This is a genomic window from Hydrogenophaga pseudoflava (genome assembly GCF_004353865.1).
Taxonomy (GTDB): domain Bacteria; phylum Pseudomonadota; class Gammaproteobacteria; order Burkholderiales; family Burkholderiaceae_C; genus Hydrogenophaga; species Hydrogenophaga pseudoflava.
The window spans coordinates 534128-559823 of the sequence record NZ_CP037867.1; the positions used below are offsets into that span (position 1 = coordinate 534128).

Consider the following 25696-nt stretch of genomic DNA (forward strand, 5'->3'; position numbering starts at 1 on the left):
CGCCACAGGCCCATGCAGCTGAGCGAAGTCACCGCACGCCAGAAGCTGGCCTGTCCGGCCTGCGGCGGCGAGGCGCAGTGGAACCCGGCGAAGAAGGCGCTGATCTGCGCCTACTGCGGCACCGAGTCGGCTTACGAGGTCCAGACCGACGGCGAGATCGTCGAGCACGACCTGGTCGCGGCGCTGCAGTCGATCCCGCAGAGCGCGCGCGGCTGGCAGGACCAGCGCCGGCCCGTGCGCTGCCAGCACTGCCAGGCGATCAGCACCTTCACCAACGCCCAGCAGGGCAAGGCCTGCGATTTCTGCGGCTCGACGGCGCTGGTGGCGTTTGAGGAGACCGGCGACATCATCCGGCCCGAAAGCCTGCTGCCCTTCGACGTCAGCGAGCCCGCCGCGCGCGACAAGCTGCGCAGCTGGTACAAGTCGCGCTTCTGGGCGCCCAACAACCTTGGCGGCAAGGCGCTCACCGACACCGTCAAGGGGGTCTACCTGCCGTACTGGACCTTCGACGCCGAGGTCAGCGCGCGCTACACGGCCGAGGGCGGCGAGTACTACCAGAACCAGAAGGGCGAGCGGCAGGTGCGCTGGTTCCCGGTCAGCGGCCAGGTGCGGCACTTCTTCGACGACACCCTGGTCTGCGGCTCGCGTGGGGTGCACCCGCGGCTGGTGGAGGCGGTCGAACCGTTCCCCACCGCGTCCGAACGGCTCAAACCCTACGACCCGGGCTACCTCAGCGGCTGGACGGTGGAGCGTTACCAGCTCGACCTCGTGGCCGCGGCCCAGCGCGGGCGCGAGCGCATGGTCGAGGCGATCCGGCGGATGTGCGCCCAGGACATCCGCGCCGACACCCACCGCAACCTGCAGGTCGCACCGAGCTTCGACCGCCAGACCTTCAAACACGTGCTGCTGCCGGTCTGGCTGGTGGGCTACCGCTACGGCGCGAAGGACTACCAGGTGGTGGTGAACGGCGCCACCGGGCAGGTGGCGGGCGAGTACCCCAAGAGCTGGGTCAAGATCGCGCTGGCGGTGATCGCCGGGCTGATCCTGCTCTACATCCTGATGTCGCTCGAAGGGCGCTGAGCGGAGGGCCGCTTCAGCGGCCCATCTGCTGCCGCATCTCGGCGCAATGGTCTTTGGCGGGTGTCGGCGGCGTGACCCACTGGCGGTCGGCCACGGCCGGATCGACCGGCCCGGCCACGTCGCCGGCCAGCGCCATCACCACGCGGTGCGGCTGCCCGGCGGGCAGGTGGCGCGGCACCCCCAGGTCGCGCTGCACGTGGCCGTTGCCCGCGATCAGCAGCACCGTGCGACCCGGCTGGAGCGCGCCCACGGCGGTCTGGGCCATGGCCCGGTCGCGGGCGATCTGGATGCGCGTCATCGGTGCGATCTGGGTGTCGGGCAGCAGCTGACAGTGGCCGTCGCGGATCGCCTCGCGCTGCCGCTGCAGGGCCGGCGCTGGCAGCGTGCCGTCCAGGGAGGCATCGGCCATGGCCGTGCGCATCCCGGCGCGGGGCAGGTTGCCGCCCAGCACCGGCGCCCCGGCGCGCACCGCCGACAGGATGGTCGGGCCGTACACGGCCCAGGGCCAGGCGCCTGTGTTGCGTTCGGCGGTCCAGTCCAGCGCCTCCCGCACCTGGGCTTCGGTTGCGTCGGGCGGCAAATGGCGGGTGTCCCGGCCCTGCTCGACCATCTCCAGCACCAGCGCCCCCAGTTCGCCGCGGGCGGCCAGCTGATGCAAGGTGTCGCGCTGCAGGGCCTGGTGTTCGGGTGCTTCGTGCTGCTCCCCGACCAGCAACAGCGGCGTGGGCAGCAGGCCCTGGAGATCCGCCGCGGCCAGGGGCATGGCACTGCAGGCACCAATCGTCAACGCCATCAAGGCGACGGTGAACCGGCGGACGATGACAGCGGGGCGACAGATCATGACCCGATACTACGCGTCCTGCTGTTGTTGCGTCGGCGCCTTGTCGGTGCCCTGTCTGTGTCGCCCGTTACCGATCCTGAGGCCCCGACCACCCGGGGCACCCCCTTCATCCTTCGTGTCTTGCTGACCCTGGTGCTGGCCTTCGGGGCGGCGCGCCTGTGCGCCTGGCTGAACACGCCCATCCCCTGGATGCTGGGGCCGCTGCTGGCGAGCGCGCTGGTGTCGGTGTTCGGTGCGCCCACGGCGAGCTGGATCCCGCTGCGCAACGGCGGCCAGTGGGTGATCGGCGCCGCGCTGGGCCTGTACTTCACGCCTGCGGTCGGGGTGCTGGTGGTCGGGCTCTGGTGGGCGATCGCCCTGGGCATCGTCTGGGCGCTGGCACTGGGCCTGGGGTTCGGGGTCTGGCTGCGGCGTGTCCATGCGCGGCAGCTGGGGCATCTGAGCCCGGCACAGCTGCGCAGCACCACCTATTTCGCCGGCGCCATCGGTGGTGCCTCCGAGATGACCCTGATCGCGGAGCGCCACGGCGCGAGCACCGATCTTGTGGCGGCGGCCCACAGCCTGCGCGTGCTGCTCGTCACCGTGACCATCCCGTTCGCCATGCAGGCCTGGGGCGTGTCCGGTCTGGAGCCGGCGCCCCCCGGTGCGCGCGCCGTGGACATCGTGGGACTCGCCCTGCTGGGCGGCCTGACCCTGGCGGGCATTCTGGTGATGCGCCGGCTGGGCCGCGCCAACCCCTGGTTCATGGGGGCCCTGGTGGCCACCATGGTGCTGACGCTCGGCGGCGTGACGCTGTCGGCAATCCCGCCTGCGCTCAGCGCCGAGGCGCAACTGGTGATCGGCGTGAGCCTGGGGGTGCGGTTCACGCCCGCGTTTGTACACACCGCGCCGCGCTGGCTGGGCTCGGTGGCGCTGGCCAGCCTGTTCATGATGGCGGTCTGCGCCGGCTTCGCCTGGCTGCTGTCCCTGATGACCGGACTGCACCCGGCCACCATGGTGCTCGGCACCTCGCCGGGTGGCATCGCCGAGATGTCCATCACCGCCAAGGTGCTGCAGCTGGGCGTGCCCATGGTGACGGCGTTCCAGGTCTGCCGCCTGGTGGCGGTTCTGATCCTGGCCGAGCCGGTCTACCGCTGGTGGGTGCGCCGGCTCAGTGCCGGAAGCGACCCTCGCGGGTGACGATCGCCAGGTCGACCAACGACATGCCGGTGTGGGCCCCGTCGCGGTAGCTGATTTTCATTCCCTCGATGGACAGCTCGGTGTTGCGCAGGCCGGCCAGGAACGAGTCGCGGCTCGGGTTGGGCCCGGCACGCCGCAGGGCTTCGATCAGCGCCCTCGCGGTGAGGTAGCCCTCCAGGCTGCCGTACGAAAAGGGCTGTCCCGGCTGGCCGCTGGAAAAGGTGTCCTGGTAGGCGCGCGTCAGCGCCGTCTTGCGTTCCCACGGGCTGGGCATGACTTGCGCAAAGATCATGCCGTGCGCCAGGTCCCCCAGATGGCTCGCGAGCTGCGAAGAGCCCGAGTTGACGCCGTAGAAGGCGGCCTTCACGCCAGCCTGCCGCGCCTGACGGATCAGCTTCTCGTACATGCCGGCCCCGCCATGGTTGAACACCATCTGCGCCTTGCTGTCCGCCAGCTGCCGGACCATGGCCGCGATGTCCGCGTCGCCGATGTCCGATTTGAACGGCAGGTCGGTCACCGCCTCGATGCCCGTTTCCCTGGCCAGTCGCTGGACGTTGGCCAGGTGCAGCTGACCCGTTTCCGAGTCCGAGCGCACGAAGGCCACGCGGCCCATGCCCAGGCTCCGGGCGTGCAGCATCAGGGCCCGAAACTCGTCCTTGTGTTCGGCCCGCACCGGGAATACCAGGGGCTGGTGTGGCGTGCGCAGGGTGGGCGATCCCGCCATCGGGCCGAAAAACGGCACCTTGAGGTCGACTGCGGCCTTCATGACGGCGGTGGACGGCCCCCCCTCGATCGATCCGAACAGCAGGAACACCTTGTCCTGGATCACCAGCTGCCGGGCATTGGCCTCGGCCAGCGCCGACTTGTTGTCGTCGTCCATCACCTTGAGGACCAGCTTGCGACCCGCGACGCCGCCGTTGCGGTTGGTCTGCTCGATGGCCGCCTGGACGCCGGCCAGCACGGCGGTGCCATATTCGTTCTTGCCGCCCTGGAGGGTCAGCGTCTGTCCGATCAGGATCTGCTCGGGGGTCACGCCGTCGGCGGCCGCCTGGGTGAGGCTTGGGGAAAGACCCAGAAGGACCAGGGGCAGCAGGGCGGCGGCCAGGGGCGGACATTTCATCGGATACTCCTCTGTGTATTTCGCCAGTGTATGAACATGCCCCGCCAGCGGACAACAAAAAAGCCGGTGCAGGGCACCGGCTTTGTGTTGAAAGTCAACGGTTTCGCAGATTTTCAGTGCATCACCACCGGCATCTGGGCCAGCGAGGCATAGCCTTCGAGCGTGTCTTCCACTTCTTCCTGAGAGGGCGTGTTCTGTTGCCAGGCCTGGATCTGCTCCTGGAACATCTCGGCCCAGGAGCCGTCGAGGTAGACCTCCTTGCCCGAGCGCTTGTCGACGATTTCGAAACCGTGGCGGGGAATCTGCGGGCCCAGGAGGCGCTGCGCTTCGCCGTCTTCCGGCGCGTTGGCCAGGATGTGGACCACCGCAAAGGCATCAGAGTCGTAGAGCATGTGCATGGCTGTATTTCCTTCCACAGGGCGAAACGGGGACCTGTTGTCACTTATATCGGCAATTCGCTGCCGGGCTTCAGGCCTGTTGCAGATTTAGATGGTCCTGTGCGCCGAAGTTTCAAGATGCGTGTGTTTTTCGGCACAGTTCCAACGATCAGGGCGGGTCGTTTCGCTGCGGCAGCACGGGCAGGTCCTGAAGGACCATGTCCAGGTAGTCGCCGTTGGGCTCGGTGATGCGGATGCGGCCGGGCAGGTGGGCGTAGGCCGGCATCAGCCAGACCTCCACCTTTTTGTCGAACTCCTTGCGCGGGGATCGGGTGAGCCGCACGGCCTGCACCTCGCCGGCGGGCAGGGTTTCGTTGGCGACCGGCCCGACCTGGAACAGCCAGACCTCCGACGTGTCCACGCCGCTGACGGGCAGCCGCAGCGCCTTGCCCTCGGTGTAGGCCTCGGGCCGGGCATTGAACAGTGCAGACAGCTGGAAGTTCACCGACAGACGGTCCTGCGCGCCAGGCAGCAGCTTGGCGTCCGGCGCGTTGTTGCTGAAGCGCAGCCGCTGGCCCTCGCGGTCGAAATGCGCGGCGCGCTCACTGCTTCGCGCTTGGTCAGTGAAGCGGTCGGGCGCCAGGCCCTTGGCATTGAGCTGGCCCTTGCTGCTTTGCGAGCGCACGGTGAACACCAGCACACGCACGGTCAGCCTGGCCTCGTACTGCCGGCCATCGGTGGACCATTCCAGCTGCGCAGTGCCGTTGTAGGTCTTGCCTTTGGAGATGGATGTGGCGGAGAAGCGCAGATCTGCGCCCGGCGGCGGCAGGGCCGGCGGCAGGCCGGCGTCGGCCAGTCCCGCGCCCTGGCCCTGGACCGTGCTGTCAGCGACCTCGGTGGCTGCAGGCAGGTCCGACACCGGGGCGGGCGGATTGACAGGCGTGGCCTCGACCGCCGGCGGAGCAGGCGGCTCCGGAGGCGGCGCAACGGCCACTTCGACCGGCGGGGGCTCGGCCGGAGGTTCGGCGGGGGGCTCCACCACGACCGCTTCCACCGGCGGGGGCGGCGGGGGTTCGACCACCTTGGGCGGAGGGGGCGGTGGGGGAGGTGGCGGCGCCGGTTCGGGCGCCGGCGGCTTGGGCAATATCCAGCGCACGCGGCTGCTGCGCACGGGCGGCGGCAGTTCCTCGCTCATGGCGGCGGCCAGTTCGGGTGGTGGCGGCGCACCGGTCGCATCGGGTGCGCTCGCGGGATCGGAGGCGGTCGCGGTGAACATGTCCAGCGACAGGCCGGACAAGCCGCCGCTGAGCAGGCTCAGGTGTGCCAGCAGCACGCCCGCACCCAGCGCGAACAGCACGCGCCGGCGTGGCGCCGCGCGCTCGACGGGAAAGTGCGGCACGGCAGCGGTCATGGCGTCGGCCGGTGGCCCAGATCGTCGCTGAGCTGGCGGGCGCAGCGCCGCAGCGCCTGGGCGGGTGCGCCGTTCCAGTCGGTGTCCAGCGTCGCCACCGAGCCCAGCACCACGAGGCCCAGCGCCAGCCGGCCCTGGGCGTCGAACACCGGCGCGCAGAAGCCGCCCACGCCGGGCAGCAGGCTGTGCACCACCCGGCCCAGGCCCTGGGCGCGGGTTTCATCGAGCATGGCCTGGACATCCTGCAGGGTCTGAGGCACGTCTTCCAGCGGCAGGCCGTTGCGTGGCAGTTTTTTCACCCGGGCCAGTTCCTCGCGGATCATGGGCGCGATGCGCTGGGCGTCGCGGCCTTCCTGGCCCATGAACGCGGCGAAACAGCGCCCGGTGGCCGAGGTCAGCAGCGGCATCACGTCGCCCAGGCGCAGGGTGACCGGCACGGTCTGCGGGGCCTCGGCCCAGTGCACCATGGTCGGCCCCTGGTTGCCCCAGACGGCAATCGCCAGCGTGTGGCCGGTCTCTGCCAGCAGCGCGGGAACGCGGTCGCGCGCCAGCTTCACGGCGTCCAGCCGGCTCAGGCTGGCCAGCCCCAGGCGCAGCGAGGCCGGGCCCAGGTCGTAGCGTGTGCTCACCGGGTCCTGCATCACCAGGCCCATGCGCTGGAAGCTCACCAGATAGCGGTGGGCCTTGGCCGCACTCATGCCGGCGGCGGCGGCCAGGTCGCGCAGCATCAGCGCACCGGGGGCCTGGGACAGGGCATTGAGCAGCTCGAACCCGACCTCGACCGACTGGATGCCGGCGCGCAGATGCTCGGTGTCCGTTTCGGTGGTGTCGCGTCGGTGGGAGGCCTCGGAGGCAGGGGTTTTCGCGGCGGGCATCGGAACAACGTCGGGAGCGCTGGGGTGGAATGAGGGGCTTTCACACGCAGATGTGCGCCGTGAACTAGAATGCGATTTTTACGTATAGGTTAACGAATTTCACTATTCGTAATCATGTATACCCCACACACCGCAGGAGACTCGCATGAAACTCGCCACCTACAGGGACGGCTCGCGTGACGGACAACTGGTGGTCGTCTCGCGCGACCTGACGACCGCCCATTATGCGACGGGCATCGCCACCAGGCTGCAGCAGGTGCTGGACGACTGGAACTTCCTGGCGCCGCAGCTGCAGGACCTGTATGTCACGCTCAACCAGGGCAAGGCGCGCCACGCCTTCCCGTTCGACCCGGCCATGTGCATGGCGCCGCTGCCGCGCGCCTACCAGTGGGCCGACGGCTCGGCCTACATCAACCACGTGGAGCTGGTGCGCGCCGCCCGCAACTCCGAGGTGCCGGCCAGCTTCTACGAAGACCCGCTGATGTACCAGGGCGGCAGCGACGACTTCATCGGCCCGCGCGACGACGTGGTCGTGCCCAGCGAGGACTACGGCATCGACTTCGAGGCCGAGATCGCGGTCATCACCGGCGACGTGCCGATGTGCGCCACGCCCGAACAGGCGCTGGACGGCGTGCGCCTGCTGATGCTGGCCAACGACGTCAGCCTGCGCAACCTGATCCCGGCCGAGCTGGCCAAGGGCTTTGGTTTCTTCCAGAGCAAGCCGGCCACCGCGTTCAGCCCCGTGGCCGTGACGCCCGACGAGCTGGGCGACGCCTGGCAGGGCGGCCGCGTGCACCTGACCCTGCAGAGCACCTGGAATGGCCGCAAGGTCGGCATGTGCGACGCCGGCCCCGACATGACCTTCCACTTCGGCCAGCTGATCGCCCACATCGGCAAGACGCGCAACGTGCGCGCCGGCTCCATCGTCGGTTCGGGCACGGTGAGCAACCGCGGCGTCGAGGTCGACGGCAAGAAGGACTGGCCCAAGGGCTATTCCTGCATCGCCGAGAAGCGCGCCATCGAGACCATCCTGGACGGCAAGCCCTCGACCGAGTTCATGAAGTTCGGCGACACCATCCGCATCGAAATGAAGGGCAAGGACGGCCAGAGCATCTTCGGCGCGATCGACCAGAAGATCGCCCCCCTGGCCCGGAGCTGAGCCGCTCGCACCGCCCTTATGATCGGCCGCACCATGCGAAGGGTGCGGCCGATTTCTGTTGTGCAGTACGAGACGGCGGCACCCGTCGGCAGTGGCCATGGCTGAGGGCACCCAGCGTCGCTACGAGGCACCTTGCCCGGGTTGCGGCGCTCCGGTGCCGTTCCAGAGCGCCCAGTCCACCCACGCCGTCTGCGCCTACTGCCACTCCAGCGTGGTGCGCCAGGCCGATGCGCTGGCCCGCCTGGGCCGCATCGCCGACGAGTTCACCGACTACAGCCCGCTGAAGATCGGCGCCACCGGTCAGTGGCGCGGCAAGGCCTTCACCCTGGTCGGTCGCCTGCAGCTGGGCAACGCCGCGGCGCGCTGGACCGAGTGGCAGGTGGTGTTCGACGACCAGGGCCTGGGCAGCCTGAGCGAGGACAACGGCAGTTTTGTCTTCAGCGTGCCACGCAAAGTCTCGGGCAGCCTGCCCGCGTTCAAGGACTGGCGCGTCGGCCGCAGCCACGTGCTGGGCGGCGAGACCTTTGCCGTCGGCGCGGTCACCGAGGCCTCGGTCCTCGCGGCGCAGGGCGAGCTCTCGCACCTGCCGGAGCCCGGCAAAGTGTTCGGGGTGGTCGAGCTGCGCAACGACGCCGGGTCGGTCTGCAGCATCGACTACGCCAGCGAGCCACCCGCGGTCTGGCTGGGCGCGCAGGTCCCGCTCGACGAACTCCAGCTCGCTGGTCTGGCCGGCGATTCGGTGCGCAAGGACGAAGGGCGGCACTTCAACTGCCCGAACTGCGCGGCGCGGCTGGAGGTCAAGCTCGAAACCACCAAGAGCATGAGCTGCCCCTCGTGCGACGCGCTGATCGACCTGTCGGCCGGCATCGGCGGCGAGCTCAAGCATGCGATCCAGGACGAGCCGGTGCGCCCGCTGATCCCGCTGGGCACCGTCGGCCAGCTGCGCGGTGCGTCCTGGCAGGTCGTGGGCTACCAGCACCGCAGCGGCACCGAGCCGGGCGAGGACGAGGTGTTCGCCTGGCAGGAGTACCTGCTCTACAACCGCAAGGAAGGCTTCCAGTTCCTGGTGGACGCCGAAGACGGCTGGAGCCTGGTCAAGCCCGCCACCGGTGCACCCACGGTGGCGTCCGGCGGCAAGACCGCCACCTACCTGGGCAAGCGCTACCAGCTGCAGTACAGCTACCGCGCCGAGACGCAGTACGTGGCCGGCGAGTTCTACTGGAAGGTCGAGCGCGGCCAGGTGACCGAGAACTCGGACTACGCCAGCGGCCAGCACCTGCTGTCACTGGAGAAGTCGCGGGACGAGTGGACCTGGTCGGTGGGCGAGCGGCTGGACAGCGCCACGGTGGCCAAGGCGTTCAAGCTGGACCAGAAGAAGGACCTCTTCAAGCGCGGCGACGCGACGCCCCTGAGCAGCGACGGCTGGTCGGTCGGCAAGGTGGTCCTGTTCGTGGTGGCCGTACTGATCGTGGTGATGCTCGAGCGGGGCTGCGACGACTGCGATCCCCAGGTCGAGAACTGCAGCTCCACCTCCGGCCGCTGGGGCGGCGGCTCCTACGGCGGCAGTTCCAGCGGCGGCTGGCACAAGTAAAACGGATATTCCCTTTCCCCATTTCTACAGGAGCAAGCACATGGACATTGAATGGCTCAGGCCCGCAGCGTTTCTGGGATCGATCCTGTTCGCGCTGATCGGCGTGCTGGTGTTCTGGATCAGCTTCATCGTGATCGACAAGCTCACGCCCTACGACCTCTGGAAGGAGCTGGTCGAGAACCGCAACATGGCGCTGGGCCTGGTGGTGGCGGCGATGTCGCTGGGCATCTCGATCATCGTGGCCGCCGCGATCAGTGGGTGACCCCCCGCGCCGCCTGCGGCGTCACCCCCCAGGGGGCGTCGTCTGCGGCCCGGCGGAGCCGGTTCCGCGACGACCTTGACCGCTCGTGCCTGCGCGACTGCCAACGAACGTGACCACTGAAACCGAACCAACCAGCCACGCCCCCGGCCCGGTCGAAATCGCGCTGCTGGCCAGCGTCTTTCTCGTGGCCGCTTGCGGCCTGGTGTACGAGCTCGCGGCGGCGGCGCTGGCGTCCTACGTGCTCGGCGACTCGGTGTTGCAGTTCTCCACCGTCATCGGCACCTACCTGTTCGCCATGGGCATCGGCAGCTGGCTTTCGCGCCACATCGAGCGCCAGCTGCCCGCGCAGTTCCTGCGCATCGAGCTGCTGATCGCGTTGATCGGCGGCCTGCTGCCGGCGCTGCTGTTCCTGGCCAACGCCTACCTGCCCGGGGCCTTCCGCGGGCTGCTCTACGGGCTGGTGCTGCTGGTGGGCACGCTGGTGGGGCTGGAGATCCCGCTGGTGATGCGCATCCTGCGCCGCCACGTGGTGCTCAAGGACCTGGTGTCGCAGGTGCTGACCTTCGACTACCTGGGCGCGCTCGCGGTGTCGATCGCCTTCCCGCTCTGGCTGGTGCCGCAGCTGGGCCTGGCGCGCACCGGTCTGCTGTTCGGCCTGATGAACGCGGCCGTGGCCTTCTGGGCGCTGTGGCTGTTCCGGCACGAGATCCGCGCACGCGCGGCGCACGCGGCGTCGGCCGTGCTGGTGCTGGCGGCGCTGCTGGTGGCCTGGGCGCTGGCCGACCGCATCACCACCGCCGCCGAAGACCGCTTCTTTGAAGACAAGGTGGTGCTGGCCGAGACCTCACCCTGGCAGCGCATCGTGCTCACGCGCGGGCCCCAGGGCCACCGGCTGTTCCTCAACGGCAACCTGCAGTTCGCCGAAAGCGACGAGTACCGCTACCACGAGGCCCTGGTGCACCCGGTGATGTCGGCCTACGCGCGCGGGGGCGGTGCGCCGCGGCGCGTGGCGGTGCTGGGCGGTGGCGACGGCATGGCGGTGCGCGAGGTGCTGCGCTACCCCGGCGTGCAGCAGGTGACCCTGGTCGAGCTGGACCCGGCGATGACGAGGCTGTTCTCCAGCGACGCCGCGCTGCGCCGCCTCAACGCCGACGCCCTGCGCTCGCCGCGCGTGCAGATCGTCAACACCGACGCCTTCCGCTGGCTGGAGGAAGGCATCGACATGTTCGACGTGATCGTGGTGGACTTTCCCGACCCGACCAATTTCTCGGTCGGCAAGCTCTACACCGAGTCCTTCTACGCGCTGCTGTCGCGGCGCCTGTCGGCCAGCGGTTTTGCGGTCGTGCAGACCACCTCGCCGCTGGTGGCGCGCCAGAGCTACTGGACGGTGGCGACCACCATCGAGGCCGCCGGCCTGCGCACCGCGCCGTACCACGCGCACGTGCCCAGCTTCGGTGAGTGGGGTTTCATCGTCGCCAGCCACCGGCCGTTCACGCCGTCCGTCACACCGCTGCCCGAGGGCCTGCGCTTCCTCACGCCCCAGACCCTGCCGCTGCTGTTCGACTTCCCGGCCGACATGGCGCGGATGACCACCGAGGTGAACCGCCTGTCGAACCAGGTGCTGGTGCACACCTACGAAACGGAATGGGGAAAGGTCTCGAAGTGAAGGCCCCATGTCTCTGACGCGGCGCGACTGCCTGGGCTGGCTGGGCGCGTCGGCGGGGGCGGGCCTGCTCGGCTGCCAGCCGGCGCCGAGCGAGGTGACGGGCGGCTTCACCGGACCCGACCCGGCGCGCGGCCACCGCTGGCGCGATGCGGCGCTGGCCCAGCCGGCCGCACAGCGCCGCGCCGACGTGCTGGTGCTCGGCGGTGGCGTGTCCGGGCTGGCGGCGGCGCGGGCGCTGACGATGGCCGGCATCGACGACTTCGCGCTGCTGGAACTGGAGCCCGAGGCCGGCGGCAATGCGCGTGCCGGGCGGCTGGGTGGTCTGGCCTGTCCACTGGGCGCGCACTACCTGCCCGTGCCCTCGGACGACGCGCCCGAGCTGCAGGGCTGGCTGGAGCAGATCGGCCTGCGCCAGCGCGTGGCCGGCCGCTGGGTCTACGACGAGCGCCACCTCTGCCACAGCCCGCAGGAGCGGCTGTTCTGGAACGGGGGCTGGCAGGACGGCCTGCTGCCGCTGGACGGCGTGGCCGCGTCCACGCTGGAGCAGTACCGGCGCCTGAGCCGCCTGATCGACGAGGCCCGGCGCGCGCAGCGCTACGCCATGCCGGCCGTGCGCCTGCCCGTGACCGACGCCGTGCGCGCGCTCTGGGCGCAGAGTTTTGCGCAGTGGCTCGACAGCCACGGCCTGAACGACCCGCAGCTGCGCTGGTACCTCGACTACGCCTGCCGCGACGACTACGGTGCCGGCGCCGCCCGCGTGTCGGCCTGGGCCGGCATCCACTACTTCGCCAGCCGCCACGGCTTTCCCGCGCCGGGCGAGGAGGGCGAGGCCGAGCCGCTGCTGACCTGGCCCGAGGGCAACGCCTGGCTGGTGCAGCGGCTGGCCGCGGGGCTGGGCGAGCGGCTGCGCGCGGGGCAGGGCGTGCTGCGCGTGCGCCCGGGGCGCGAGGGTGTAACCGTCGACAGCCTGTCGATGGCCGACGGGCGGATCACCCGCTGGCAGGCCCGCGCCGTGGTGGTGGCGCTGCCGGTGTTCATCGCGCGGCGCGTGATCGATCCGCTGCCGCCGGTGGTGGCGACGCGCGCGGAGGGTCTGCCGCTGGCGCCCTGGGCCGTGGTCAACCTGCTGCTCCAGGAGGCGCCGAAGGACCGCGGCGGCGCGCACCCGGGCTGGGACAACGTGACCTACGGCAGCGCCGGTCTGGGCTACGTCGACGCCAGCCACCAGTCGCTGCAACGCGTGGCCGGGCCGCGCGTGTGGACCTGGTACCTGCCGCTGGGCGACGAGCCGCAGGCGCGCCAGGCGCTGCTGGATCTGCCCTGGACCCACTGGCGCGACCGCGCGCTGGCCGAGCTGTCGCAGCCGCACCCGGACCTGCCGGCGCTGGTGCGCGAGGTGGCGGTGACGCGCTACGGCCACGCCATGGCCATGCCGGCGCCCGGCTCGCTGTACGAGGGGCCGTGGCACGACGACCGGCTGGCGTTCGCCCACGCCGACTGGGCGGGCTATTCGGTGTTTGAAGAGGCCTTCACGCGCGGCCACCTGGCCGGGCAACACATCGCGCGCCGGCTGCGCGGCTGAACGGTCCTGGGCGGGTCAGGCCGGGGGTGCCGCGCCGCGTTCGACCGCACGCCGCAGCGCCTCGTCCGGCTCGAACAGCGCCAGCAGCGCCGTCATCAGCTGCTCGGCGCGCGCCGAGTGGTCGGTGCCGAAGTTGCAGACGTACACGTCTAGGCTCACGCTGCGCGACTCGGGCCAGGTGTGCACGCACAGGTGCGACTCGGCCAGCAGCACGGTGGCGGTGACGCCGCCCGGGCCCTGTAGCGTGTCAGGAAAGCGGTGGCCCAGCTGCGCCACCGCCTGCAGCCCGCTGGTCTGCACCCGCTGCACGCAGGCGGCCAGCAACCGGTCGGCGTCGGTCAGCCAGGCCAGCTCGCAGCGGCAGCCGCGCAGATCGGCGGTCAGGTGCAGGCCGTTCACGTCGCTCAGGCGGCGAAGATGGCCTCGGTGCTGGCGAAGCCCTTGACTTCGATCGGGTTGCCGAAGGGGTCGCAGAAGAACATGGTCCACTGCTCGCCGGGCTGGCCCTCGAAGCGCACCTGCGGCGGCAGCACGAAGTCCACGCCGGCGGCGGTCAGGCGCTCGGCCAGCGCGCGCCACGCCGGCAGCAGCAGCACCAGGCCGAAGTGCGGCATGGGCACCAGGTGCTCACCCACCCGGCCGGTGCGCGTGGTCTTGAAGGGCTCGCCCAGGTGCAGCGAGATCTGGTGGCTGAAGAAGTCGAAGTCGACCCAGGTATCGGTGCTGCGCCCTTCGGTGCAGCCGAGCACGCCGCCGTAGAAGCGCCGGGCCTCGTCCAGGTCGGTGACGTGGAAGGCGAAGTGGAACAGGCTTCGGGCGGGCAGCGTGCTGGAGGTCATCCGCGCAGGATATCAGCGCTGTGTCGGGTCGGCGGCCTTCTGGTCGAACTTCAGGAAATACTGGCGCGCCATCGCGACCAGCTGGGCATCGCTGGGGTGGTCGCTGTTGACCACGTCGACCACGGCCTTGTCCACCACGTGCGCGTTGTGCTTGCACCAGTCGCGGAACTCGATCTTGGCGCTGGCCGGACCGGTCAGCAGCACCTCGGACACCCCGTCCAGCGAGGCGGCGATGGCCTTGAAGAAGTCCTTGTCGGCGCCGACGTGCCCGTGCTTGGGCGTGTGCTGCTGGCGCGCCTTGACGCGCTGCGCCTCGATGTGCTCCTTGTCGAACATCAGCACGTGGGCCTGGCTGTGGTCCATCCAGACGACGGCGTGGAATGTGGTCATGCAAAGTACTCCTGAAAAAAGTGAGGAAAGAAAAAAGATCAGTAGCCGGCCGGCTTGGTGGCGCCGCTGGCCTGTTCGGCCTTGTCCTGGCAGGCCACACAGCGCAGGGCCACCGGGTTGGCGTGCAGGCGGGCGGTGGCGATCGCATCGCCGCAGTCCACGCACAGGCCGTAGCTGCCGTCGGCCACGCGCTGCAGCGCCTCGTCGATGGCGACCAGCTCGGCCGACTCGCGCTCTTCCATGGCAAACGCCAGGTCGCGTTCGGCATCGGCCTGCGCCCAGTCGTCGCTTTCGGTCTCGCGCGCGTTGGCCGCGGCCTCGGCGCGGCCGATCTTGCCGCCACGCTGCGCCCGCAACTGCGCCAGCACGTCGGCGCGCATGGCCTGCAGCTGCTGCCGGAAGGTGTCGGAAATGGGGGTGTTCATGGGTTCTCCTCGTGTGTGGGTTCTGGGTCGAGTGGGTCCTGCGACCACGGTTTCATGGTGCGCCCGACTGTGTGTGACTGCCTTGATCGACGTCAAGCCCGCCACCGTTCGGGCCGGTTGCCAAAGGGAAATCCCCGGCGGAAAACGCCGCGTTCCCCCGCAGAATCGACGCTTTCATTCTCAAAAATCTGCAGGAGAAAGAACGATGTCCGCTGTCGACTACAGCCGCTACCAGACCCTCGACATCACGCGCCGCGGCCCGACCGTGGACGGCGTGCCCTCGGTGCTGGACATCCGCATGAAGGCCGACGGCCCCGGCGGCAACGGCAAGCTGCCCACCGCCGGCCACGAGGGTCACTGGGAACTGAGCGAGATCTGGCGCGACGTGGGCCGCGACGACAGCGTGCGCTGCGCCGTACTGCGCGGCAGTGGCATGGGCTTCTCGGGCGGTGGCGACCTCGCGCTGGTGCAGGACATGGCGACCGACTTCGAGGTCCGCACGCGGGTCTGGAAGGAGGCGCGCGACCTGGTCTACAACGTCATCAACTGCGACAAGCCCATCGTCAGCGCCATGCACGGCCCGGCCGTGGGCGCCGGCCTGGTGGCGGGCCTGCTGGCGGACATCTCGATTGCCGCGAAAAGCGCGAAGATCGTCGACGGCCACACCCGCCTGGGCGTGGCAGCGGGCGACCACGCCGCCATCGTCTGGCCGCTGCTGTGCGGCCTGGCCAAGGCCAAGTACTACCTGATGCTGTGCGACCCGATCAGCGGCGAGGAGGCCGAGCGCATCGGCCTGGTGTCGCTGGCCGTCGACGACGACGCGCTGCTGGACAAGGCCTGGGAGGTCGCGGATCGCCTCGCCTCGGGCAGCCAGACCGCCATCCGCTGGACCAAGTACTCGCTGAACAACTGGCTGCGCCAGGCCGGCCCGGCCTTCGACACCTCGCTGGCGCTCGAATTCATGGGTTTTGCCGGACCGGATGTGCGCGAAGGTGTGGCATCCTTGCGCGAGCGCCGTGCGCCGCGTTACGGTGCCGACACCTGACCATGTTCCACCAGGAGACCGCCATGAGCGACACCAGCGGATTCGGCAAGTTCGTCCCCGGTTTCGAGTTCCTGCAGAACCTCGCGGGGCAGGCCGCCGGCGGCGTCGCGGAGGGCCTGGGCAAGAGCCTGCCGCAGATGCCCAACCTGGGCCACTGGGTGGCGCCGACCTTCAACGTCGAGGACTTGGAAAAGCGCATCGAGGAATTGAAGGCGGTGCAGTTCTGGCTCGACCAGAACGCCAAGGCCCTGGGCGCGACCGTCCAGGCGCTGGAGGTGCAGAAGATGTCGCTGGCCACGCTCAAGGCGATGAACTTCAACCTCGGCGATGTGGCCAACGCGCTCAAGCTCAAGGCGGCCGACACGGTGTCGGGCCTTACCGGCAAGGTGCCGACACAGTTCGCGGGGCTGGAGATTCCCGAGCGCACCTACGGCAACCCCGGCGCCCCGTCCGAGGCGGCCGAACCGGCTCCGGGGCCCGCCGCGCAGCCCAAACCCCGCAAACCCGCCGCCAAGGCCGCGGCGCCGGCCGATGCCGCACAGGGCGTGGTCGATCCCATGGCCTGGTGGGGGGCGTTGTCGCAGCAGTTCCAGCAGATCGCCAGCACCGCGATGAAGGACATGGCCAAGCAGGGCGCGCTGGACGCCACGCGCAACGTCGCCAGCGGGCTGACCGAGCAAGCGGTCAAGACCGCCACGGGCATGGCCGCCAAGGCCGGTCGCTCGGTGGGTGACACCGTCGGCCGCGCGGCCGGCATGGGCTCGGCGGCGGTGCGGGCCGTCACCGGCGGTTCGTCGCCTGCGGAAAAGCCGGCGACCGCCAGAAAACCCGCACCGAAGGCCCGCCGCGCCGCACCCAAGAAGGTTGCCGCGAAGAAACCTGCCACGAAGGCGGCACCTGCGGCGCCCACACAGCCTCTGGGCGCGGGCGACTGGCCCATGCCTACCGCGTTTTTCCCCGGTTTTCTGCCGGCCTCCGGTGCCGCCGCCAAAAAATCGCCCGCCGCCAATGCCCCTGCGACCAAGAAGACCGCTGTCCGCAAGACCGCGGCCAAGAAGGCCCCGCGCCGTCGCTGAACTCCGGGAAGGTCTGCCACCGCCATGAAGCTGTTTCCCTACGCCCACGCGACCCACCCGCAGTGGCGCATGGCCGCGGCCCTGGTGCTGGCCCAGCTGCGCGCGCAGATGGCCCTGCCAGCCTACGCCGCCACGCCGTCGCTCGGTCTGCTCTACATCACCGACCACTACGCCACCCAGGCGCAGGCCATCCTCGACCACCTGAGCGCCGAGCTGCCCGAGATCACCGACTGGTCCGGCACCGTGGGGGTTGGCATCGCGGCCAACAACGTCGAGTACTTCGACGAACCTGCGCTGGCGGTCATGCTGTGCGACCTCAGCCCCGACCAGTACCGCGTCTTCAGCGGTGTCGCGCCGCTGCCGGCCAGCGGCAGCGAGCCGTCGGGCTTCGTCGCGCACACGGCGCTGCTGCACGCCGACCCGGGCGCGCACGACCTGGGTGAGCTGGTGGCCGAGGTCGCCGACCGCACGCAGTCGGGTTACGTCTTCGGTGGCCTGGTGGGCAGCCGCTCGGCCAGCGTGCAGTTCGCCGCCAGCAGCGCCGGCCACCTGCGGGGGCAGGGGGCGGTGGGCGGGGTGTTCAGCGGCGGCATCAGCGGTGTGGCTTTCGGTCCGGAGGTGGAGCTGATCTCGCGCGTGACCCAGGGCGCGCAGCCGATCGACCGCGAACGCACGATCACCGCGGTCGAGGGCAACCTGGTGCTGGAACTCGACGGCGAACCCGCGCTGGACGTGCTGCTGCGCGAGCTGGGAGTGTCGCTGGCGCAGCCGCAGCAGGCGATGGAGCGGCTGCGCCGCACCCTGGTCGGTCTCACGCTGCCGCAGCACCTGCTGGCCGATGCGCCCGCGCAGCGCCATGCGCGCGGCCAGTTCGGCCCGGAGGTCATGGTGCGCCACATCATCGGGCTGGACCCGGCCCGCCACGGCGTGGCGGTGGCCGAGCACCCGCCGCTGGGCGCGCGGCTGGCCTTCTGTGAGCGCCACATGCAGGCAGCGCGCGCCGACCTGATCCGCGTCTGCAGCGAGATCCGCGAAGAACTGGAGCCCGAGACCCTGGGCATGGGCTCCAGCATGGTGGCGGCCGACCCCGAACCGGTGGCGGCGCGCCACATCGTCGGCGCCCTCTACGTCAGCTGCTCGGGCCGTGGGGGGCTGCACTTCGGGGCGCCCAGCGCCGAGCTGCAGATCGTGCGCCGCGCGCTGGGCGACGTGCCGCTGGTGGGCTTCTTCGCCGGCGGCGAGATCGCACACCAGCAGCTCTACGGTTACACCGGTGTGCTGACGGTGTTCACGGCGCCGGCGGTTTAGCGGCTGCCTGACGCGCCCGCGCGCGTTCGAGCGAGCGGTTGGCATCCAGCACGTGCAGGCCGTACATGTCGGCAAACTCGTTGATGCCCTTGCCACTGGCCTCGAAGGCGCGCAGCAGGGCGTCTTCGCGGGCAGCGCGGGCGCTGACCTCGGCCAGCGCGTCGCGGCTGATCTGGTTCACCTCTTCGTCGCGGCCATGCACGCGCTGCAGGTACTCGTCGGGTGAGAGGCCCGAGGCCTCGTAGGCCTTGAGGATGCGCTGGCGCAGCTTGGGGCGCAGGTCCTCGCGACTGCGCGCGCCGCGGCGGCGGAACACCTCGATCAGCGCGTGGTGCACCTGCTCGGGCGTCAGCGCCTCCACCGGCTGGCCGCTGAGATCGTGGCGCTGCTGGCCCGAGGCGATCACCGTGAGGTAGCGGGTGGAGCGCGCGTGCAGCGCCAGCGCGGCCTTCAGGCTGTCCTTCTCCAGCACCCCGGGGTGAGCGGCCAGCAGGTCTTCAAAGATGCCGCGCTTGAGGGGCAGCGGTGTCTCGCCGAACAGCACCGGGCAGAGCGAGGCCAGCTGGTCCAGCACGGGGTGCTGGCGCGCAGGTGCCGCCTGGGCGGGACGCTCGGCACTGGCCGCTCCTGGGGCCTGCGGGCGCCGGCCACCGCCGTTGCGGCCGCCTTGATTGCCACCATTGCGGCCGCCGCGTGGCCGATCGTTGCGGCGCGGCGGGCGGGCGTCACTGGGGGGCTGGGTGGCAGGGCTTTCTGCGGGCGCCGCAGCGGCGTTGTCGGGCGTGTCGTGGTCGGCGGAAGCGGTCATGTCGAAGCAGAAATGAAACAGCCCGGGTTCCGGGCAAGCCCGACATCATGCCAGCACGGGCAAAGACAGCCTTCACCGTCGCAGCCGACTGAAGGCCTCGAACTCCCAGCTGCGCATCGCCAGCACCAGCGTGTAGCCCTCGCGGTCCTTCTGCGCCAGCTTCTGGTCGGTCTGGTGCTGCTGCGCGAAGTCCTGCGCCACCTTCTGCAGTCTTTCAAGGAACACCGGCGCCAGTGCGCGGCTGACCGAGCCGTGCACCAGCATCACGCCCTCGCCCGCGCCGTCGAAGCCGCCTGCGAAATAGTCCAGCAGGGCATGCTCGCGGAAGTAGTTCATCACCGGGCCGTGCGGGCGCCAGCGGAAGGTCTTGGCCAGCTTGAGGCGGTAGCGGTTGAGCGGGCGCAGCTCGATGATGCCGATGCGGTCCAGCTGCGCGAGGTACTTCACGCACTCGGCCTCGGTGAGCCGGTAGGCCGCGGTGATCTGCTCCAGCGTCCACTGGCTGAGCACGCAGATCGCCACCAGCAGCAGCTTCTTGTCGGCCACCACGGCGCGCTCCTGCTCGGCCGTCATCTCCTTGAGCAGCGGCTGCGCATCGGCCACGCGGCGCGCCAGTTCGGCGAAGTCGATCTTGAGCGCGCGGCAGATCTCGTCCACCCGCGAGAGCGACATGTCGCCCTTGGCCAGCATGCGCTTGACGCTCGACTCGGCCATGCCGAGGGCCTGGGCCAGGTCGGCGTAGGTCATCTGCGCAGCCTTGAGTTCCTTCTTGATGGTGCCGACGAGGTCGAGGGTGGTACTCATGCGGTGCGGGTACCGCATGGCGATACCGGTGGTGAAGAGGAAGGCCACTGTATCGCACGGTGCGCCCCGATCCGCGGGGTCGGCCGGGACACTGCGCCCGCCGTTCCACCGACCCAGGAGTGTCCTTCCATGCGCCTTCCCGCCGTTGCTCCCTCTCCCGCCTTCGGGCGCTGGGCCGTCGCCCTGCTGCTGCTCTGGTTGCTCGCGCTGACCGCCGGCCCTGCGCTGGCGGAGGCCCTGGGCCTTGCGCTCAACGCCCACGGCCATGCGCAGCTGCACGCACACGGCCACCCTTTTGTCGATGCGCGCACCCTGCTGGGCATCCCGAATGCCATGGACGTGTTGACCAACGCCCCGCTGGCGCTGGCGGGCCTCTGGGGCCTGCTGGTCATGCGGCGCCGCGCGCGGCCCGCCGCGACGCGGCAGGCCGCTCGGGTGTTCTTCGTGGGTCTGCTGGTCACCGGCCTTGGCTCGGCTTGGTACCACTGGGCGCCCGACCCCGCTGGCCTGGTCTGGGACCGCCTCGGCATGGCGGTGACCTTTTCAGGCGCGCTCGCGCTGGCGGTGGTCGAGCGCGTGGGCCAGGCTCCGGCCCGGCAGGCGCTGCGGGTGCTGCTGCCGGTGGCGCTGCTTTCGGCCATGCTCCCGGCGTCCAACGGCAACGTCCTGCCCTGGGCCGTGCTGCAGTTCGGCGGCATGGCGCTCATCGTCCGGCTGGCGCTGCTCAAACTGGTCGCGGGCGCCATCGGCATCCGCCTGGGCGCCCTGATCGGCCTGTACGCGCTGGCCAAGCTGCTGGAGCTGGGCGACGAAGCCGTGTTCCGCGCGACCGCCGGCGCGGTTTCTGGTCACAGCCTCAAGCACCTGGTCGCGGCCCTGGCGGCCTGGCCCGTCATCGCCGCGCTGGTGCCTGGACGCGAGGGCGGATCTCCGGACGGCCTGCGGCAGAATGCAGCGGGCCGCGCCGCGTGAACCCCACCCGCAGGACCCCACAGGAGGAGACCCGAATGTCCACCCCGCAAGCGGCGATGAGCGCCGACACCGGCGCACACGCCACGCACAGCAACCAGTTCGCCCTGCTCACGCAACGCCGATTCGGCCCCTTCTTCTGGGTGCAGTTCCTGGGCGCGGGCAACGACAACGTCTTCAAGTTCGCCTTCACCGTGCTGGTGACCTACCAGCTGCAGGTGCAGTGGCTGCCGGCCTCGATGGCCGGCCTGGTCATCGGCGCACTCTTCATCCTGCCCTTCCTGCTGTTCTCCGCCACCAGCGGCCAGCTGGCGGACAAGTACCCCAAGGAGGTGCTGATCCGCTTCGTGAAGAACCTGGAGATCGCCATCATGCTGCTGGCCGGCTGGGGCTTCATGCAGCAGAACGTGCCGGTGCTGCTGGGCTGCGTCTTCCTCATGGGCCTGCACTCCACGCTGTTCGGTCCGGTCAAGTTCGCCTACCTGCCGCAACACCTGAACGAGCGCGAACTCACGGGCGGCAACGGCATGGTCGAGATGGGCACCTTCGTCGCCATCCTGCTGGGCAACGTCGCGGGTGGCCTGCTGATCGCGCTGCCCCTGGTCGGCCCGAGCTATGTGGCCGCGGCCTGCCTGCTGCTGGCCCTGCTGGGGCGTGTGCTGGCGCAGGCCGTGCCGGTCTCGCCCGCCACCGACCCGGCGCTGCGGATCAACTGGAACCCGTTCACCGAAACCTGGCGCAACCTCAAGCTCGCGCACGGCAACGTGGTCGTGTTCCGTTCGCTGCTGGGCATCAGCTGGATGTGGTTCTTTGGCGCGGTGTTCCTGGCCAACTTCCCGGCCTTCGCGCGCGACACGCTGCACGGCAACGAACAGGTCGCCTCGCTGCTGCTGGTGGTGTTCTCGGTGGGCATCGGCGTGGGCGCACTGCTGTGCGAGATCCTCAGCCGCCGCCATGTGGAGATCGGCCTGGTGCCGATGGGCGCGATCGGCATGACCGTGTTCTCGGTCGACCTCTACTTCGCCTCGCGCGGCCTGCCACCGCACACCGTGTCGCTCACGCTCGGCCAGTTCCTGGGCGAAGCGGCGCACTGGCGCGTGCTGGCCGACCTGGCGCTGCTCTCGCTGTTCGCGGGCATCTACAGCGTGCCGATGTACGCGCTGATCCAGATGCGCAGCCAGCCCACGCACCGCGCCCGCATCATCGCGGCCAACAACATCCTCAACGCGCTGTTCATGATCGCCAGCTCGCTGCTGGCCGGCGCGCTGCTGAGCGCGGGCTTTTCCATCAGCGAGCTGTTCCTCATCATCGGCCTGGCCAACGCGGTGGTGGCGTTCTACATCTTCATGCTGGTGCCCGAGTACCTGCTGCGCTTCGTGGCCTGGATCGCCTCGCGCTTCGTCTACCGCTTCAAGGTCACCGGCGACCTGAACATCCCGACCGAAGGCGCTGCGGTGCTGGTGTGCAACCACGTCAGCTTCGTCGACGCCGTGCTGCTCATGGCCGCCAGCCCGCGCCCGATCCGCTTCGTGATGGACCACCGCATCTTCAAGGTGCCGGTGCTGGGCTGGCTGTTCAAGCTGGCCAAGGCCATCCCCGTCGCGCCGCAGAAGGAGGACCCGGCTGCCTACGAAGCCGCGTTCCGAGAGTCGGCCCAGGTGCTGCGCGAAGGCGACCTGCTGGGCATCTTCCCCGAAGGCGCGATCACCAAAGACGGCACGCTGCAACCCTTCAAGGGCGGGATCATGAAGATCCTCGAAACGGCGCAGGCGGATGGCGTGCAGGACGTGAAGGTGATCCCCATGGCGCTCACCAACCTATGGGGCTCCTACTTCAGCCGCATCGAACTCAGCGGCGGCCAGCCGACCGCGATGGTCAAACCGTTCCGGCGCGGGCTGTTCAACCGGGTGGGACTGAACGTGGGGGATGCGGTGCCGGCCGAGCGGGTGACGCCGGAGGGCTTGCGGGAGCGGGTGGCGGGGTTGATGGGTTGAGCGGGCCCATGATGGAGTGTCCACAAATGCACTGCAATTGCCGTCTAACTGCCTTGTGAAACCGTACCCCTTCCCCCTTGCGCATGTCGCCCGGCTTCCGCGAGGAGCTGGCAGGTGTTCTGGAGGAGGGCGACATCATGTCCCGGTTTGTCGAGAATGCAGTGCGCAGCGTGGTGGACAGACGAAAGCGGTAGAACAAGTGTGTGCGCCGCAGCACCAGCGCGAGGATGACCACCACTGAGCCGAGTCAGCGGCTTCTTCAGTAACTACACTGTTGTCGAAGGAGGACAGAGATGTTCTTGAAGACTGCACTTGCATTTCTCCTGGCTTGCACATGCATGGCATCGGGCGCACAGGTTTATCGATGCACTGACCCCGCCACAAAGAGGACCACTTACAGTGATGCACCTTGCGCTGACGGTACACAAATTGTTAGGCAACGATCTTCAGAGGAACTGCAGCTCGATGAGGATAGGGCTGCTGCTTCGAGGAGGCGCTTCTATGACGATCAAGCTACGGAACGATCAGCCAGACTGAACGACGGCCAAGAGTTGCAGGCAGGTCCAAGTCTGTCAAAGGCGGACTCGCATGAATGCAAGCGGGCAAAGCATGAGCTTTCGATTGCATCAAACATCCGTACTCTCTCAGACAGAGACAAAACGACGAGAGTCAACGCAGCGATCGCCGCAGTCAATGCATCCTGTGGAACAAACACCGAGCTGATGCAAAAGAGCAAGCGGGGGGCGCGTGTTTCCCCTCTGCATGATGCTCCGAAACCGACGGTTATCACCAATTGCACCGACGGGTTTTGTTACGACAACACCGGGGGCGTGTATCACCGAAGCGGCTCGGACTTCATGACTGGGCCGAATGGTCGAACCTGCCACCGTGCGGGCAGCATCTGGAACTGCAACTGAGAAGCTGCTTGGACCCGGTGGATCAATTGCGGCTCACGGTTGTGAGACTCGGTTCGTCCCTGTTTGCCGCATCAATGGCAATGGACGGTATTGGAATACGATGCCGAAGGCCTGACGACGCGCCTCTTGTGAGCAAGTGAGGCTTCCGCTGGGTGGTTGCCCCACACCATCCGCCCCATGTTCAACAACCCACCGAGGTTTCACATGGTCAGCGGTTCCCGTTCTCCCCTCATCGTGATGCGCGACACCCGCGCCTGGCAGCTCCAGGTCTGGGTTTCGTTCGGGCTCGCGGTTTTTCTCTGCGCCACCGGCCTGGCCTACCTGCCAGGTCAGGCGTTGGACCGGGCGTTCATGGTGATGGGTTATGTGTTCTGTCTGTCGACGGTGTTTGTGCTGGCCAAGGCGGTGCGGGACCAGCAGAAGGCGCAGCGGACCGGTGAGGCCGAGACGCCGATGTGGCGCTTCGTGGTCTGGGGCGGTTTTGCCGTGGCGATGGGCCTGACGCTCTGGGGCCTGCTGCGCATGCAGATCGACGAGACCTACAAGGCCTACCTGGGCGTGAGCTGGCTCTACCTGGTGACCTCGGCGTTCACGCTGGCCAAGACGCTGCGCGACCGCCACGAGGCCGACCTGATCGAAACCCGCCGTGTCACGGCCGCTGCCGAGGAGCAATGAGATGAGCCGCGTTTTCTTCAAACAGTTGCTGCTGGCCGCCAGCCTGAGCGCGGCCCTGGTGAGCGCCCCGGCGCGGGCGCAGAGCGAGGCCTCGCTGGTGCTGTCGGCCCTGCCGGTGGCGTCGGTGGTGGGTGCCGGGGCGGCGGTCGCGGGCAGTGCGGTGGCCGGTGCGGCGGCGGTGAGTGCCGTGCCGGCGGCGCTGGCCGTCAGTGGCGCGGTGCTGGCGGTGAAGGCGGTCGAGGTGTCGGCGCGCGGTACGGTGATCGTGCTGGAGCGGGCGTCCGACGGTGCGCGGGTCAGTCTGGAGCTGAGCGGGCGAGCGGCCTCGGGTGTGGTGGCTGGTGTGGGCGCGGCGGTGGCCGTGAGCGTGATCGGCGCGGGCGTGGTGCTGTCGGCAGCGGGTGAGGTGCTGTGCTTCATCCCGAACGAGCTGGGCCGCGCGTTGTTGCACAACGAACGGCTGACTTACTGAGGCCCGACCATGAAGAAGACACTGAATGTGGCTCCCCATGCGCTGGTCATCGCCGTGCTGTTGATCGGCGCCACCGTCGCCCACGCCGGCCGCTCCTGCGAGCAGCGCCCGCTGACGCCGCAGACGCTGACCCAGGGTCTGGAGCTGGCCCAGCGCACGGCGCAGGCGCTGGACGCAGAGTTCGCGCGCAGTGGCGCGCGGGTCGTGGTGCTGGGCCGCGCGGGGCAGGACCTCTCCAAGTACCAGCTGCGCTACTCGCACCTGGGCTGGGCCTACAAGACACCGGAGGGGCCGTGGCGGGTGCTGCACAAGCTCAACCAGTGCGGCACGGCCACCGGCTCGATCTACCGCCAGGGCCTGGGCGAGTTCTTCCTGGACGACCTCTGGCGCCACGAGGCGGTGTGGTCGGTGCCGGCGCCCCAGCTGCAGGCGCCGCTGTACGCGCTGCTGAACGACCGAGGCCGCAGCCTGCGCCTGCACGAGCGCGACTACAACATGGTGGCCTACGCCTGGGGCACGCGCTACCAGCAGTCCAACCAGTGGGCGATTGAAACCATGGCCATGGCCGCCGAGCCGGGTGTCACCACCCGTGCGCAGGCGCAGGCCTGGCTGGGCTTCAAGGGCTACCAGCCGAGCACGCTGCGCCTGGGGCCGCTGAAGCGGCTGGGCGCGAGCGCCGGTTCGGCCCACATCCGCTTCGACGACCACCCGAACGAGAAGCGCTTTTCTGACCGCATCGAGACCGTGACCGTCGACTCGGTGCTTGACTGGCTGGCGCGCAGCGGCCTGGGCTCGGCGCCGCAGCGGCTCGCGCTGTGAGCGGGTCCACAA

General features: G+C 69.4%; 27 protein-coding genes. 16 read left to right on the forward strand and 11 right to left on the reverse strand.

The features are described 5' to 3' along the window. The first annotated feature begins 12 nt into the window (after positions 1-12). Positions 13-1080: a zinc ribbon domain-containing protein gene (locus HPF_RS02715; RefSeq protein WP_133155683.1), complete on the forward strand. Its 1068-nt coding sequence runs from the start codon at positions 13-15 to the stop codon at positions 1078-1080. A gap of 13 nt (positions 1081-1093) precedes the next feature. Here HPF_RS02715 and HPF_RS02720 read toward each other — a convergent pair whose 3' ends face one another. Next, positions 1094-1921 (reverse strand): ChaN family lipoprotein, encoded by an 828-nt coding sequence (locus tag HPF_RS02720; protein ID WP_165961643.1) that lies wholly within the window; start codon positions 1919-1921, stop codon positions 1094-1096. A gap of 120 nt (positions 1922-2041) precedes the next feature. On the opposite strand from HPF_RS02720, the gene HPF_RS02725 reads away from it, so the two are divergent. Beyond that, positions 2042-3100, forward strand: coding sequence for an AbrB family transcriptional regulator (locus tag HPF_RS02725; protein WP_243721666.1), 1059 nt, complete (start codon positions 2042-2044; stop codon positions 3098-3100). Here the strand turns inward: HPF_RS02725 and HPF_RS02730 are convergent. The 4 genes from HPF_RS02730 to HPF_RS02745 all read right to left on the reverse strand — a co-directional run bounded on the left by HPF_RS02730 (position 3072) and on the right by HPF_RS02745 (position 6883). Beyond that, positions 3072-4220 carry an ABC transporter substrate-binding protein gene (locus HPF_RS02730; protein WP_127806437.1) on the reverse strand — a complete coding sequence of 383 codons (1149 nt, stop codon included), beginning with the start codon at positions 4218-4220 and terminating at the stop codon, positions 3072-3074. The two genes, HPF_RS02725 and HPF_RS02730, sit on opposite strands and share 29 nt — an antisense overlap. Positions 4221-4333: 113 nt before the next feature. Then, complete coding sequence (locus HPF_RS02735; RefSeq protein WP_066157363.1) at positions 4334-4618, reverse strand: BTH_I0359 family protein; 285 nt, start codon at positions 4616-4618, stop codon at positions 4334-4336. A 148-nt stretch (positions 4619-4766) separates the two neighbouring features. Further along, positions 4767-6008 (reverse strand): DUF3108 domain-containing protein, encoded by a 1242-nt coding sequence (locus HPF_RS02740; protein ID WP_133155684.1) that lies wholly within the window; start codon positions 6006-6008, stop codon positions 4767-4769. Further along, complete coding sequence (locus tag HPF_RS02745; protein ID WP_084397386.1) at positions 6005-6883, reverse strand: IclR family transcriptional regulator; 879 nt, start codon at positions 6881-6883, stop codon at positions 6005-6007. The genes HPF_RS02740 and HPF_RS02745 overlap by 4 nt, the downstream gene beginning before the upstream one ends. A 145-nt stretch (positions 6884-7028) precedes the next feature. On the opposite strand from HPF_RS02745, the gene HPF_RS02750 reads away from it, so the two are divergent. The 5 genes from HPF_RS02750 to HPF_RS02770 all read left to right on the forward strand — a co-directional run bounded on the left by HPF_RS02750 (position 7029) and on the right by HPF_RS02770 (position 13143). Further along, complete coding sequence (locus HPF_RS02750) at positions 7029-8042, forward strand: fumarylacetoacetate hydrolase family protein (protein WP_066157358.1); 1014 nt, start codon at positions 7029-7031, stop codon at positions 8040-8042. Positions 8043-8139: 97 nt separating this feature from the next. Beyond that, positions 8140-9633 carry a DUF4178 domain-containing protein gene (locus tag HPF_RS02755; RefSeq protein WP_133155685.1) on the forward strand — a complete coding sequence of 498 codons (1494 nt, stop codon included), beginning with the start codon at positions 8140-8142 and terminating at the stop codon, positions 9631-9633. Positions 9634-9673: 40 nt separating this feature from the next. After that, on the forward strand, positions 9674-9895 hold the full coding sequence (locus HPF_RS02760) for a DUF350 domain-containing protein (RefSeq protein WP_066157351.1): 222 nt from the start codon (positions 9674-9676) through the stop codon (positions 9893-9895). 109 nt (positions 9896-10004) lie between these two features. Next, positions 10005-11561, forward strand: a complete 1557-nt coding sequence (locus HPF_RS02765; protein ID WP_243721667.1) for a polyamine aminopropyltransferase — start codon at positions 10005-10007, stop codon at positions 11559-11561. Between the two features lie 7 nt (positions 11562-11568). Beyond that, a complete protein-coding gene (locus HPF_RS02770; protein WP_133155686.1) occupies positions 11569-13143 on the forward strand; it encodes a flavin monoamine oxidase family protein in 1575 nt (524 codons plus the stop codon). Positions 13144-13158: 15 nt separating this feature from the next. Here HPF_RS02770 and HPF_RS02775 read toward each other — a convergent pair whose 3' ends face one another. The 4 genes from HPF_RS02775 to HPF_RS02790 are packed head-to-tail and all read right to left on the reverse strand — an operon-like array spanning position 13159 to position 14797. Continuing rightward, positions 13159-13542: an S-adenosylmethionine decarboxylase family protein gene (locus HPF_RS02775; protein ID WP_133155687.1), complete on the reverse strand. Its 384-nt coding sequence runs from the start codon at positions 13540-13542 to the stop codon at positions 13159-13161. Positions 13543-13547: 5 nt separating this feature from the next. Continuing rightward, positions 13548-13982 carry a VOC family protein gene (locus tag HPF_RS02780; RefSeq protein ID WP_133155688.1) on the reverse strand — a complete coding sequence of 145 codons (435 nt, stop codon included), beginning with the start codon at positions 13980-13982 and terminating at the stop codon, positions 13548-13550. Between the two features lie 12 nt (positions 13983-13994). Continuing rightward, positions 13995-14372 (reverse strand): hypothetical protein, encoded by a 378-nt coding sequence (locus tag HPF_RS02785; protein WP_133155689.1) that lies wholly within the window; start codon positions 14370-14372, stop codon positions 13995-13997. Between the two features lie 38 nt (positions 14373-14410). Further along, a complete protein-coding gene (locus tag HPF_RS02790; protein WP_066157336.1) occupies positions 14411-14797 on the reverse strand; it encodes a TraR/DksA family transcriptional regulator in 387 nt (128 codons plus the stop codon). A gap of 205 nt (positions 14798-15002) precedes the next feature. Here HPF_RS02790 and HPF_RS02795 point away from each other — a divergent pair, with 205 nt between their 5' ends. From HPF_RS02795 to HPF_RS02805, 3 genes are read left to right on the forward strand one after another with little or no spacing between them, the layout of a single operon-like run. After that, a complete protein-coding gene (locus HPF_RS02795) occupies positions 15003-15842 on the forward strand; it encodes an enoyl-CoA hydratase/isomerase family protein (RefSeq protein ID WP_066157332.1) in 840 nt (279 codons plus the stop codon). A gap of 23 nt (positions 15843-15865) precedes the next feature. Then, on the forward strand, positions 15866-16918 hold the full coding sequence (locus tag HPF_RS02800; protein ID WP_341785649.1) for a PhaM family polyhydroxyalkanoate granule multifunctional regulatory protein: 1053 nt from the start codon (positions 15866-15868) through the stop codon (positions 16916-16918). A gap of 24 nt (positions 16919-16942) precedes the next feature. Further along, positions 16943-18226 carry an FIST signal transduction protein gene (locus HPF_RS02805; protein WP_133155690.1) on the forward strand — a complete coding sequence of 428 codons (1284 nt, stop codon included), beginning with the start codon at positions 16943-16945 and terminating at the stop codon, positions 18224-18226. On the opposite strand, the gene HPF_RS02810 is transcribed toward HPF_RS02805, so the two are convergent. Next, positions 18207-19034: a ProQ/FINO family protein gene (locus tag HPF_RS02810; protein ID WP_066157325.1), complete on the reverse strand. Its 828-nt coding sequence runs from the start codon at positions 19032-19034 to the stop codon at positions 18207-18209. The two genes, HPF_RS02805 and HPF_RS02810, sit on opposite strands and share 20 nt — an antisense overlap. 72 nt (positions 19035-19106) lie before the next feature. Beyond that, a complete protein-coding gene (locus tag HPF_RS02815; protein ID WP_133155691.1) occupies positions 19107-19838 on the reverse strand; it encodes a helix-turn-helix domain-containing protein in 732 nt (243 codons plus the stop codon). A 129-nt stretch (positions 19839-19967) separates the two neighbouring features. On the opposite strand from HPF_RS02815, the gene HPF_RS02820 reads away from it, so the two are divergent. The 6 genes from HPF_RS02820 (at position 19968) to HPF_RS02845 (ending at position 25684) form a co-directional block, all read left to right on the forward strand. Then, entirely contained in the window at positions 19968-20810 is an 843-nt protein-coding gene (locus HPF_RS02820; RefSeq protein WP_133155692.1) for a hypothetical protein, read from the forward strand. A gap of 35 nt (positions 20811-20845) precedes the next feature. After that, entirely contained in the window at positions 20846-22801 is a 1956-nt protein-coding gene (locus tag HPF_RS02825) for an MFS transporter (protein WP_133155693.1), read from the forward strand. 293 nt (positions 22802-23094) lie between these two features. Continuing rightward, on the forward strand, positions 23095-23718 hold the full coding sequence (locus HPF_RS24185; protein ID WP_133155694.1) for a DUF4124 domain-containing protein: 624 nt from the start codon (positions 23095-23097) through the stop codon (positions 23716-23718). A gap of 177 nt (positions 23719-23895) precedes the next feature. Then, the gene (locus tag HPF_RS02835; protein WP_206610779.1) at positions 23896-24393 is read left to right on the forward strand and encodes a YiaA/YiaB family inner membrane protein; all 498 of its coding nucleotides are present in this window, start codon (positions 23896-23898) and stop codon (positions 24391-24393) included. 1 nt (position 24394) lies between these two features. After that, the gene (locus HPF_RS02840; protein ID WP_133155695.1) at positions 24395-24865 is read left to right on the forward strand and encodes a hypothetical protein; all 471 of its coding nucleotides are present in this window, start codon (positions 24395-24397) and stop codon (positions 24863-24865) included. A gap of 9 nt (positions 24866-24874) precedes the next feature. Then, positions 24875-25684 (forward strand): DUF2145 domain-containing protein, encoded by an 810-nt coding sequence (locus HPF_RS02845; protein ID WP_133155696.1) that lies wholly within the window; start codon positions 24875-24877, stop codon positions 25682-25684. Positions 25685-25696: the final 12 nt, after the last annotated feature.